The sequence below is a fragment of the Pantoea sp. NSTU24 genome (genome assembly GCF_050157905.1).
GTDB lineage: Bacteria > Pseudomonadota > Gammaproteobacteria > Enterobacterales > Enterobacteriaceae > Pantoea.
In genome coordinates this window covers 81,198-92,664 of record NZ_JBKIWZ010000001.1, presented here as the reverse complement: position 1 = coordinate 92,664, position 11,467 = coordinate 81,198, and the positions used below count along the sequence as shown (strand labels likewise).

The window sequence follows — 11,467 nt, the reverse complement described above, 5'->3', positions numbered from 1 at the left end:
TCCGGGTACAGGTCAGACACGCTGACCGGAATGATTACTTTGCGGCGCGAGCCACTTCCTGAGCGACCCGTTCGGTCGCATCGGGGATCGCCACCTGACGGGCCTGTTCAGCCATCGTCAGCAGTGTTGCGCGATCCCAGTGGCGGAGCTGATCCGCGACGGCCTCCGCAGTAAACTGCGGCTGCTCAAAAATTCTGGCGGCGCCCGCTTTCTCCAGCGGCAGCGCGTTCCAGTACTGCTGGCGGTCTTTATGCTGAAACGGCACAAAAATCGCCGGTAAACCTGCGGCAGCGACTTCGCTCACGGTTAACGCACCAGAGCGACACACCACCAGATCTGCCCAGGCGTAGGCGGCCGCCATATCATCGATAAACTCGGTCACCTTGTGCTGGGTCTGACCGGCCTGCTGATAGGCTTTCTCGGTTTCGGGCAGCGCACCTTTACCGGTCTGATGCCACAGGGTGATCTCATCACCCACCCGTGCCGCGACCTGCGGCAGGGTCTGATTCAGTATCCGTGCGCCCTGGCTGCCGCCAATCACCAGCACCCGCACGGGGCCATGACGATCGGCCATCCGCTGCGCAGGCAGTGGCAGCGCCAGGACATCGGTACGCACCGGGTTCCCGACCACGTCCGCGGCGGGGAAGGCGCCCGGAAAGGCCTGCAGCACTTTGGTGGCGATTTTCGACAGCCATTTGTTGGTCAGTCCGGCGATGCCATTCTGCTCATGCAGCACGACCGGAATACCGCAACTCCAGGCCGCCAGACCGCCCGGGCCAGAAACATACCCGCCCATGCCCAGCACCACATCCGGCTGCCAGGCTTTCATGATTCGGCGCGCCTGACGCCATGCATTGAAAATGCGCAGCGGTGCCTGCAGGAGGGCTTTCAGCCCTTTGCCGCGCAATCCGCTGATGCGGATAAAGTCGATGTCGATGCCATGCTTTGGCACCAGATCGGCTTCCATACGGTCGGCCGTACCCAGCCAGCGTACCTCCCAGCCCTGTTCCATCAGATGATGGGCGACAGCCAGACCGGGAAAGACATGCCCACCGGTTCCGCCTGCCATCACCATCAATCGCTTACCGCTCATCGACCACCTCGGGTAAACGCCTGCGCTTTCGCCAGGCGCGTTTCATAATCTATGCGTAATAAAAAGACGATGGCCGTCGACATGATGATCAGACTCGAACCACCGTAACTGATCAGCGGTAACGTCAGACCTTTAGTCGGCAACATGCCTGCGGCGGCCCCGACGTTAACCAGCGCCTGGAAGCTGAACCAGACACCGATCGAACAGGCCAGAAAGCCGGAAAAACGCTGATCCAGCTCCAGCGCACGGCGACCAATCGACATCGCACGAAAAGCGACGAAGAATACCATTAAAAGTGCCAATACCACACCGACGTAGCCGAGTTCTTCCCCTATGATGGCGAAAATAAAGTCGGTATGCGCTTCCGGCAGATATTCCAGCTTCTGGACAGAGTTACCCAGCCCCTGGCCCCAGAATTCTCCGCGACCAAACGCCATCAGAGACTGCGTCAGCTGATAGCCGCTGCCAAAGGGATCTTCCCACGGATTCCAGAACGAGGTCACACGACGCATACGGTAAGGTTCAGCGATAATCAGCAGGATCACCGCGAAAATACCAGAGCCGATGATGGCCATGAACTGCCACAGTTTAGCGCCCGCCAGAAACAGCATCGCCAGCGTCGTCACAAACAGCACGACGACCGTTCCGAGGTCGGGCTGCGCCAGCAGTAAGACTGCCAGCACCACCATCACACCCATGGGCTTACAGAAGCCCCAGAAATTGTTTCGCACCTCTTCCACTTTGCGGACCAGGTAGCTGGCGAGATAGCAGAACAGGGAGAGCTTCGACAGTTCAGCAGGCTGAATACGCAGTGGTCCCAGCGCGATCCAGCGCGAGGCCCCGTTAACGGAGCTTCCTACTACCAGCACAATCAGCAGCATCGCCACCGTCACCATCAGCATCACGTTGCTGTAGCGTTGCCAGAAATCCATCGGCACCCGCAGCGTCACCAGCGCCATACCAAAGGCCAGCGCGATATAGAACGCATCACGCTTGGCAAAGTAGAACAGGTCATCGTTGAGACGCTGACCGACCGGCATCGAGGCCGATGTCACCATCACAAAACCGATCACCGCCAGGCCCAGCGTCAGCCATAACAGCGTGCGGTCATAGAGCACCAGCGACGTGTCGTCGCTCTCGCGTGCGCCCATGACCCAGTCTTTCAGGCGTCCGGCAAAAAATTGCGCCACTCCGGCACCAGGAATACGCATCAGCTCAGCTCCTTCGCCAGTTGCGCAAACTGCTCACCGCGCTGCTCAAAGTTACGGAACTGGTCAAGGCTGGCGCAGGCGGGTGACAGCAGCACCATGTCGCCAGCGCGAACCTGCGGCGCAATCTGCTCCATCGCCTGACGCAGCGTCTCCGTGCGCACGGCAATCTCCGGACGCAGTGCCGCCAGCGCATCACCATCGCGGCCAAAGCAGTAGAGGCGGATATGGTCGCCCTGCAGCCAGGGGATTAACGGCGAGAAGTCAGCAGACTTTCCGTCCCCGCCCATCAGCAGCCATAAGGTTCCCTCCACCTGCAGGCCGTTCAGCGCCGCTTCGGTGCTGCCGACGTTGGTGGCTTTGGAGTCGTTAATCCAGCGCACGCCCTGATGTTCATGGACCAGCTGGAAACGGTGCGCCAGGCCGCCGAATTGCGTCAGGGCAGCCAGACTGGAAGCGCGAGGCAGACCGACCGCATCGGCCAGCGCCAGCGCCGCCAGCGCATTCGCATAGTTGTGCTGTCCCACCATCTTCATTTCGGCTGTGTTCAGCACTTTCTCGCCCTTCACCCGCAGCCAGATACTGCCCTGCTGCTTGTTAAGATGGTAGTCGCCGAAATCGATACCGAAGCTGATGCAGCGGTTATCTGCGCCGCGTACCGGCATCGTCAGCGCATCATCGGCGTTAACGACGCAGGTCCGCGCATGCTCATAGATGCGCAGTTTGGCCGCGCGATACTGCTGCATACCCAGCGGATAACGATCCATGTGATCTTCGCTGACGTTCAGCACGGTGGCCGCCGCGGCTTTGAGACTGTAAGTGGTTTCCAGCTGGAAACTGGAGAGTTCCAGCACATAGAGCTGTGCCGGAGACTGCAGCAGACTCAGCGCGGGCAGGCCAATGTTGCCACCGACACCCACCTGCCAGCCCGCGGCTTTCGCCATCTCGCCGACCAGCGTAGTCACGGTGCTTTTGCCGTTGGAGCCGGTAATGGCGATGATCGGCGCCTGCGCCTCGCGGCAGAACAGCTCGATGTCGCCAACGATTTCGATACCGGCGTCGACCGCTTCGCTGAGAATCGGGTGCGCCAGCGCGATGCCCGGGCTGGCCACGATCAGGTCGGCGGCCAGCAGCCAGTCGCCATTGATCCCGCCCAGATGGCGTTCAACCTGTCCGGGCAGTTTATCCAGCCCCGGCGGCGAGACACGGGTGTCCATCACGCGAGGCGTCACGCCCTGCGCTAAAAAGAAATCAACACAGGAGAGCCCGGTCAGGCCCAGCCCGATGATGACAACTTTTCTACCCCGATAGTCAGCCATGATTAACGCACCTTCAGCGTGGCCAGGCCAATCAGCACCAGCATTAGCGAAATGATCCAGAAGCGCACAATCACGCGCGGTTCCGGCCAGCCCTTGAGTTCATAGTGGTGATGGATCGGCGCCATGCGGAAAATACGCTGGCCGCGTAACTTGAACGATCCCACCTGCAGGATCACCGACAGCGTTTCAACTACAAACACGCCGCCCATGATTACCAGTAGAAATTCCTGACGCAGCAGGACGGCGATGGTGCCCAGCGCGCCGCCCAGTGCCAGTGAGCCCACATCACCCATAAAGACCTGAGCCGGATAGGTGTTAAACCAGAGGAAGCCCAGCCCTGCCCCGACGATGGCGGTGCAGACAATCACCAGTTCACCCGCGTGACGCAGATAAGGGATGTGCAGGTACTCCGCAAACTTGACGTTACCGGTGGCCCAGGCGACCAGCGCAAAGCCCGCCGCAACAAACACGGTTGGCATGATAGCCAGACCATCAAGGCCATCCGTCAGGTTTACCGCGTTACCCGTGCCGACAATCACAAAGTAGGCCAGCAGCACATAGAACAGACCCAGCTGCGGCATGATGTCTTTGAAGAATGGCACCACCAGCTGGGTCGCAGGCGTCTCTTTGCCCGCCGCATAGAGTCCGAAGGCAACGCCCAGCGAAATCACCGACATCCAGAAATATTTCCAGCGGGCGATCAGGCCTTTGGTGTCTTTGCGCACCACTTTGCGGTAATCATCGACAAAGCCGATGATGCCGAAGCCGATCAGGACGAACAGTACACACCAGACGTACGGATTTGAGGGATAGGCCCACATCAGCACGGAGACGGTGATGGAGGTCAGGATCATAATGCCGCCCATGGTCGGCGTGCCGCGCTTGCTGAAGTGCGACTCCGGGCCATCGTTACGGACGACCTGACCGATCTGTAATTTCTGCAGCCAGGCGATCAGGCGCGGTCCCATCCAGAGAGAGAAATAACGCGGTCAGCAGGCTGACAATGGCGCGAAACGTCAGGTACGAAAAGACGTTAAAGCCGGAATAAAAAGCGACCAGATGCTCGGCCAGCCAAACTAACATGTTCCTTTCTCCTTTAAGCTCTGTACTACCTGCTCCATGGCGGCACTACGTGAACCTTTTATCAAGACCGTAATTTCTGAGTGTTCGGACAACAACTGACGCAAACGTTCAGTCAGCGCTGTCTTATCGCTGAAATGTTCGCCAACTCCGCTGCTTTCGCCGATAAAATGGCTGAATCTGCCGGTGGTCAGCACGCGATCGATACCGGCATCACGCGCCGCTTCTCCGACTTCACGGTGACATTTTGCTGTTTCGTCACCCAGTTCCGCCATGTCACCGGCGACCAGCACCCGATAGCCGGGCATCTCTGAGAGCACCTGCGCGGCAGCGATCATCGACCCGACGTTGGCGTTGTAGCTGTCATCCAGCAGCAGCTGATTCGCAGAGAGGCGAACCGGGAACAGGCGGCCCGGCACCGACTGCAGGTTTCTGAGTCCCTGCTGAACGGCACTGAGCGGTGCGTCTACCGACAGCGCCAGCGCCGCTGCCGCTAAAGCGTTAGCGATGTTGTGACGGCCCGGCAGAGGCAGCACGATGTCGATCGTGCCGCGCGGCGTTTTCATCACGAAATGGGTGCCATCCTGCGCGATGCGGATGTCGTGGGCAGAAAAATCACACTCTGCGGCCTGCGGCGAGAAGCGCCATACCGTTTTATCCTGCAGTGTGCGCTGCCAGTTGGGCCAGTCATTGCTCTCGGCGTTCAGGATGGCGATCCCCTGAGCCGGTAAGCTCTGGAAAATCTCGCCTTTGGCTTTGGCAACACCTTCCAGTGAACCAAACCCTTCCAGATGGGCGGCGGCCAGGTTGTTCACCAGCGCGCTTTCCGGCTTCACCAGATCGGTGGTGTAGGCGATTTCGCCCTGATGATTGGCACCCAGTTCAATCACCGCATACTGATGCGCTGCGGTCAGACGCAGCAGCGTCATCGGCACGCCATAATCGTTGTTCAGGTTACCTGCCGTGTAGAGCGTTTCGCCACACTGACGCAGAATAGCGGCCGTCATCTCTTTAACCGAGGTCTTGCCGGAGGAGCCGGTCAGCGCCACCACGCGCGCGGTGGACTGCTGACGAACCCACGCGCCCAGTCTGCCAAAGGCGAGGCGGGTATCCGCCACCACCACCTGTGGCACAGCCACAGGTAAATGCTTACTCACCAACAAAGCCTGTGCGCCACTGGCAATCGCGTCAGCGGCAAAGTCATGAGCATCGAAGCGTTCGCCGACCAGCGCCACAAACAGGCTGCCTGCGGTCACGCGGCGGGTGTCGGTGGTCACATCGCTCAGGGTCAGATCGCTGCCGTGCAGCGTGCCGCCGGTGATTTGCGCCAGGGTCTGTAATGAAATCGGGATCATGCTACGCCTCCCAGCAGTGCCGCCACGGTGGCACGGTCGGAGTAGTCGAGACGGTGATTACCGATAATCTGATAATCTTCATGGCCTTTGCCGGCCACCAGCACAATATCGTCGGCCTGCGCCTGCATAATGGTATTTGTCACTGCCTGCGCACGGCCGGCGACCACGCGGGCGCGGCCCGGGTCGAGCAGGCCGGTCAGAATGTCATTCACAATCGCCTGAGGATCTTCGCTGCGCGGGTTGTCATCCGTAATGACCACGACATCCGCATACTGCTCGGCAATTGCGCCCATCAGCGGACGCTTGCCTTTGTCACGATCGCCGCCACAGCCAAACAGGCACCAGAGTTTGCCTTTGCAGTGCAGGCGGGCCGCTTCCAGCGCCTTTTCCAGCGCATCCGGTGTATGGGCATAATCCACCACCACCGTGGGTTTTCCTTCGACGCTGAAGACTTCCATGCGCCCGTTGACCGGCTGCAGCTGCGGCGCCACGCTGACCAGCGTGGCCAGCGGATAATCCAGCGACAGCAGCGTTGCCAGCGCCAGCATAAGGTTGCTGACGTTAAAGGCGCCCATGAGCGGGCTGTCGATCTCGCCATCGCCCCAGCTGGAGCTGAAACGAATGTGCGCACCGTTATCGTGATAGGTCACCGCATCGGCTTTAAGCCAGCGGCCCCGGCAGCCCGGCTGAAGGTTATCTTCCAGCGTCACGGCGACGGCATCAGGCAGGCGCGCCAGCCAGCGACGGCCGACCTCATCATCCGCGTTCAGGATCGCCTGGCCGACCTGGTGTTCAGAAAACAGCAGCCACTTGGCTGACTCATAGCCCTGCATATCGCCGTGATAATCGAGATGATCGCGGCTGAGATTGGTAAAGACCGCGGCGGCAAACGGCAGCGCCGCTACGCGATGCTGCACCAGGCCGTGCGACGAGACTTCCATCGCGGTCAGGGTCGCCCCTTTTTCGGTCAGATCGTGCAGCAGATGCTGAACATCGACCGCCGAACCGGTGGTATTTTCCGCCGCCGATAAGTGACCGACCAGCCCATTGCCGACGGTGCCCATGACCGCGCTGGTTTCGCCCAGCAACGTCGCCCACTGCGCCAGCAGCTGCGTGGTCGTGGTTTTACCGTTGGTGCCGGTGACGCCAATCAGCGTCTGCTTTTCGCCCGGCTGCTGATAAAAGCGGCCTGCCAGCGCCGACAGACGCTGAGGCAGCTGCGCCAGATAGATTACCGGCACCCCGTGCATTTCACGGATTTCGCCGTCAGCTGCTTCACCCTCGGCTTCCGCCACCACCGCCGCCACGCCCTGCGCGATCGCCTGTGGAATGAAACGGCGTCCGTCGACCTGGTGGCCTGCAACCGCGACAAACAGATCGCCAGAAGCCGCCAGGCGGCTGTCCAGGGTCATGTCGCGCAAAGGGCGCGCCGGCGCGCCTGGCACCCAGGGGCCGAGTAAGTCGCGCAGGTTACGATCTGTCACTTGTTTCCTCACTTCTGTTAGTCACCAGCTCGTTCTTGTCATTCGTCGGTAACGCATCCGGCTCAATGTTCATGGTGCGCAGTACGCCGCCCATGATGGCACCAAACACCGGTGCGGAGACCGCACCACCGTAATACTTGCCAGCCTGGGGATCGTTGATCACCACCACCAGCGCGAATCGTGGATGACTGGCAGGCGCCACGCCTGCGGTATAAGCAATGTATTTATTGACGTAGCGTCCGTCGGGACCGACCTTTTTCGCCGTACCGGTTTTTATCGCAATCCGGTAGCCCTTGATGGCCGCTTTAACACCACCACCGCCGGGCAGCGCCACGCTTTCCATCATGTGCATCACGGTCTTAACCAGTGATTCATCGAAAACGCGCTGACCCGCGACGGGGGGATCGACCCTGGTGATCGACAGCGGACGGTTAATGCCATAGCTGCCAATCGTTGCGTAGACCCGCGCTAACTGTAACGGCGTTACCATTAGCCCGTAGCCGAAAGAGAAGGTGGCCCTCTCTATGTCAGACCACCGTTGTTTTTTAGGGTATAAGCCACTGCTTTCCCCGACCAGCCCCAAATTGGTCGGTTTACCCAGTCCAAAGCGCGCGTAAGTGTCTACCAGCGCTGAGGAGGGCATCGCTAACGCCAGACGTGAAACACCGACGTTACTCGACTTCTGTAAAACCCCTGTCAGGGTCAGTTCGTTATAGCGCGCGACATCCTTGATCTCATGACCACTGACGCGATACGGCACGGTATTCAGGACGCTGTTCTCTTTAACCACGCCGCGCTGCAGCGCCGTCATCACCACCATCGGCTTCACGGTTGAGCCGGGCTCAAAGATGTCGGTGATCGCACGGTTGCGCATCAGATCTTTTGACGTATTGCTGAGATTGTTCGGGTTGTAAGCCGGGCTGTTAGCCATTGCCAGCACTTCGCCCGTGTTCACATCCACCAGCACCGCCGTGCCCGACTCCGCTTTGTTGAAGGCCACGGCATTGTTCAGCTCACGGTAAACCAGCGCCTGGAGGCGCTCATCGATACTGAGCGTGAGGTTATGGGCCGCCCGACTGTCCACGGAAGAGATATCTTCGATGACCCGGCCATAGCGATCTTTACGCACCGTTCTTTCGCCCGGCGCCCCGGTCAGCCACTTATCAAAGCTCTTTTCGATGCCTTCGATGCCCTGACCGTCGATGTTGGTGAAGCCAATCAGGTGGGAAGTCACCTGCCCGGCAGGATAGTAACGACGCGACTCTTCACGCAGATGAATCCCCGGCAATTTGAGTTTTTTGACGTAGTCGCCGATGGCCGGATTGACCTGGCGCGCCAGATAAACAAAGCGGCCTTTGGGGTTGGCATTCACGCGGGCCGCCAGCTGGTCGAGCGGAATCGAGAGCGCATCGGACAGCGCCTTCCAGCGGCTGTCCAGCGTCACGCCGCCCCCGGCGTGCAGCTCTTTGGGATCGGCCCAGATCGCATTCACCGGCACACTTACCGCCAGCGGGCGTCCGGCGCGGTCGCTGATCATCCCGCGTGAGGTCGGCACGGCCTGAACGCGCAGCGAACGCAGATCGCCCTCTTTAACCAGCTTGTCCGGATTGATCACCTGCAGCCAGGCCACCCGCGACAGCAGGCCGCCCAGCGCCAGCAGAATACAGCCGCACAGCAACGCAAAACGCCAGCTAACAAAGCTGGCCTTATCTTCCGGTTTCTTTAACTTCAGCGTTCTGCCTGTACTGCTCATTCGCTATCTGAAATCCTTATTTCTGCACCACGATATTTTCTTGTGAAGGATCAACGTGCTGCAGTTGCAGCTTTTCGGTGGCAATGCGTTCAACGCGACTGTGGTCGCCCAGCGCATTCTCTTCCAGAATCAGGTTGCGCCACTCAATGTCCAGTGCGTCACGTTCCAGCACCAGCTGCTCACGCTGCGCAGTGAGCAGACGTGTTTTGTGGGTGGTTGTTACCACCAGCACAGCCGACACCACCACCGCGATCAGCAGTAGCACCGGAATCTTGCCCTTTCGCAGCAGATCCCCGCCAATGACGGCAGGCAGACTGTGACGCTCGTTGCCGATCATGCGTCGGTTTTCTCCGCGATACGTAATACCGAGCTGCGGGCGCGTGGGTTTTCGGCCACTTCCGCATCACCCGGCGACATCTTGCCGAGCAGTTTCAGTTCGCGTCCGCCCAGGGCGCGCAGCTGATGTTCGGTCATCGGCAATCCGGCAGGCACCTGTGGCCCGCGACTCTGGTCGCGCATAAAGCGTTTAACCAGCCGGTCTTCCAGCGAATGGAAGCTGATAACAGAGAGACGGCCCTGGGGAGCCAGCACCTCAACCGCGCCTTTAAGGGCGATATCAATCTCTTCCAGCTCGCTGTTTATCCAGATACGGATGGCCTGGAAACTGCGCGTGGCCGGATGCTTGAACTTATCTTTCACCGGTGTGGCAACGGCAATGACTTCAGCCAGTTCCCGGGTACGGGTCATCGGCTGTTCACGATTGCGTTCAACAATGGCGCGGGCGATACGCTTAGCGAATCGCTCTTCCCCGTAAGTCTTCAGGACGAAAGCAATGTCGGCCTCTTCCGCATTCAGCAACCACTCTGCAGCAGACTGACCACGAGAGGGATCCATGCGCATATCCAGCGGTCCGTCACGCATAAATGAGAAGCCGCGTTCTGCGTCATCCAGCTGCGGCGATGAGACACCCAGATCCAGCAGAATGCCGTCAATTTTTCCGACCAGATCCCGTTCAGCGACATACTCTGCGAGGGCGGAAAAAGGACCATGAATAATGGAAAAGCGCGGGTCAGTGATTTCAGCGGCGGCGGCAATCGCCTGCGGATCCCGATCGATAGCGATCAGCCTGCCCTTCTCTCCCAGTTGGGAAAGAATCAGGCGTGAATGACCACCGCGACCGAAGGTGCCGTCAATGTAAATACCGTCTTCCCTGATATTGAGGCCGTTAACCGCCTCATCCAACAGTACGGTGGTATGTTTAAAATTTTCCTGCATAGCTATAGCGACAAGTCCTGCAACCGCTCAGATAAAGGCTCCTGAGCCGACTGTTCTGCGTCAATATCGTCCCTGACTTGTTGATACCAGGTCTGTTCATCCCACAGTTCAAACTTGTTGAACTGTCCAACCAGCATCACTTCTTTGGTTAATTTTGCATGCTGACGAAGCGTATTCGCCAGCAGCAGGCGGCCCGCGCTGTCCATCTGACATTCACTGGCATGGCCCAGCAGCAAACGCTGCACACGACGCTCAAGTGGATTCATACTGGAAAGGCGTGCCAGCTTTTTTCAATGATTTCCCATTCGGGCAGGGTATAAAGCAACAGGCATGGCTGATGAAGGTCGATGGTACAGACCATCTGCCCCTGAGATTCCCCAATCAGCAAATCGCGATAACGCGTGGGTACGGCAAGCCGCCCTTTGCTGTCGAGATTGACTAACGTTGCTCCGCGGAACATGCCAGTCTCTTCTCCTTGTCACCCGTTTACACCACTTTATCCCACTTTTTACCACGAAACGAGTTTAAGGACCCGGGGAAATCGTTGTCAAGCCGGAGCGGTAGCTGAATATCACTCTTTACAGAGTGCAAAATTAATCGCTGGCGACGATATAATCGAATGAAAAAGAAAAGTAAAAAATTAAGCTAATGAATAACTGAATAAAAAAAATGCCCGTAAAAAAACGCTTAAAAATGAAACAATGTGACCGACTTAATATTTATTGCAGTCCGGCTGAACACGATAACATTTTAGGGGATTTCCGAAAGGAATTCTGGCGGCTTCAGGCGCGACGGGGACGAGGCGTTTGCAGAAGTTGTAAGCAAATAATAAAATCCGTCCTTTCTGTTTTGTCAGATTTGATGAGAAGAATTTACGCTTTTTTACGCCTACCTGTTTAT

Annotated in this window: 8 protein-coding genes and 2 pseudogenes; all 10 read right to left on the bottom strand. The window is 58.5% G+C overall.

Features of this window, described 5'->3' with window-relative positions; translation table 11 throughout:
- Window positions 1–34 precede the first annotated feature (34 nt).
- Window positions 35–1,093 (bottom strand): undecaprenyldiphospho-muramoylpentapeptide beta-N-acetylglucosaminyltransferase, encoded by a 1,059-nt coding sequence (murG, locus tag ACLHDD_RS00375; protein WP_427102479.1) that lies wholly within the window; start codon window positions 1,091–1,093, stop codon window positions 35–37.
- Window positions 1,090–2,304: a cell division protein FtsW gene (gene ftsW / locus ACLHDD_RS00370; protein ID WP_313653075.1), complete on the bottom strand. Its 1,215-nt coding sequence runs from the start codon at window positions 2,302–2,304 to the stop codon at window positions 1,090–1,092. The genes murG and ftsW overlap by 4 nt, the downstream gene beginning before the upstream one ends.
- Window positions 2,304–3,620, bottom strand: a complete 1,317-nt coding sequence (gene murD / locus ACLHDD_RS00365; RefSeq protein ID WP_427102478.1) for a UDP-N-acetylmuramoyl-L-alanine--D-glutamate ligase — start codon at window positions 3,618–3,620, stop codon at window positions 2,304–2,306. Before murD ends, ftsW begins: the two co-directional genes overlap by 1 nt.
- Window positions 3,621–3,622: 2 nt before the next feature.
- Window positions 3,623–4,703 (bottom strand): annotated as a pseudogene (gene mraY, locus ACLHDD_RS00360) (phospho-N-acetylmuramoyl-pentapeptide-transferase).
- Window positions 4,697–6,055, bottom strand: coding sequence for a UDP-N-acetylmuramoyl-tripeptide--D-alanyl-D-alanine ligase (gene murF, locus ACLHDD_RS00355; protein ID WP_427102477.1), 1,359 nt, complete (start codon window positions 6,053–6,055; stop codon window positions 4,697–4,699). The pseudogene mraY and the gene murF overlap by 7 nt, the downstream one beginning before the upstream one ends.
- The gene (gene murE / locus ACLHDD_RS00350; RefSeq protein ID WP_427102476.1) at window positions 6,052–7,539 is read right to left on the bottom strand and encodes a UDP-N-acetylmuramoyl-L-alanyl-D-glutamate--2,6-diaminopimelate ligase; all 1,488 of its coding nucleotides are present in this window, start codon (window positions 7,537–7,539) and stop codon (window positions 6,052–6,054) included. The genes murF and murE overlap by 4 nt, the downstream gene beginning before the upstream one ends.
- Window positions 7,526–9,292: a peptidoglycan glycosyltransferase FtsI gene (locus tag ACLHDD_RS00345; RefSeq protein ID WP_427102475.1), complete on the bottom strand. Its 1,767-nt coding sequence runs from the start codon at window positions 9,290–9,292 to the stop codon at window positions 7,526–7,528. Before ACLHDD_RS00345 ends, murE begins: the two co-directional genes overlap by 14 nt.
- 16 nt (window positions 9,293–9,308) lie before the next feature.
- Window positions 9,309–9,629 (bottom strand): cell division protein FtsL, encoded by a 321-nt coding sequence (gene ftsL / locus ACLHDD_RS00340; RefSeq protein WP_003854764.1) that lies wholly within the window; start codon window positions 9,627–9,629, stop codon window positions 9,309–9,311.
- Window positions 9,626–10,567 (bottom strand): 16S rRNA (cytosine(1402)-N(4))-methyltransferase RsmH, encoded by a 942-nt coding sequence (rsmH, locus tag ACLHDD_RS00335; protein WP_427102474.1) that lies wholly within the window; start codon window positions 10,565–10,567, stop codon window positions 9,626–9,628. Before rsmH ends, ftsL begins: the two co-directional genes overlap by 4 nt.
- A gap of 2 nt (window positions 10,568–10,569) precedes the next feature.
- Window positions 10,570–11,027, bottom strand: a pseudogene (gene mraZ / locus ACLHDD_RS00330) (division/cell wall cluster transcriptional repressor MraZ).
- Window positions 11,028–11,467 lie beyond the last annotated feature (440 nt).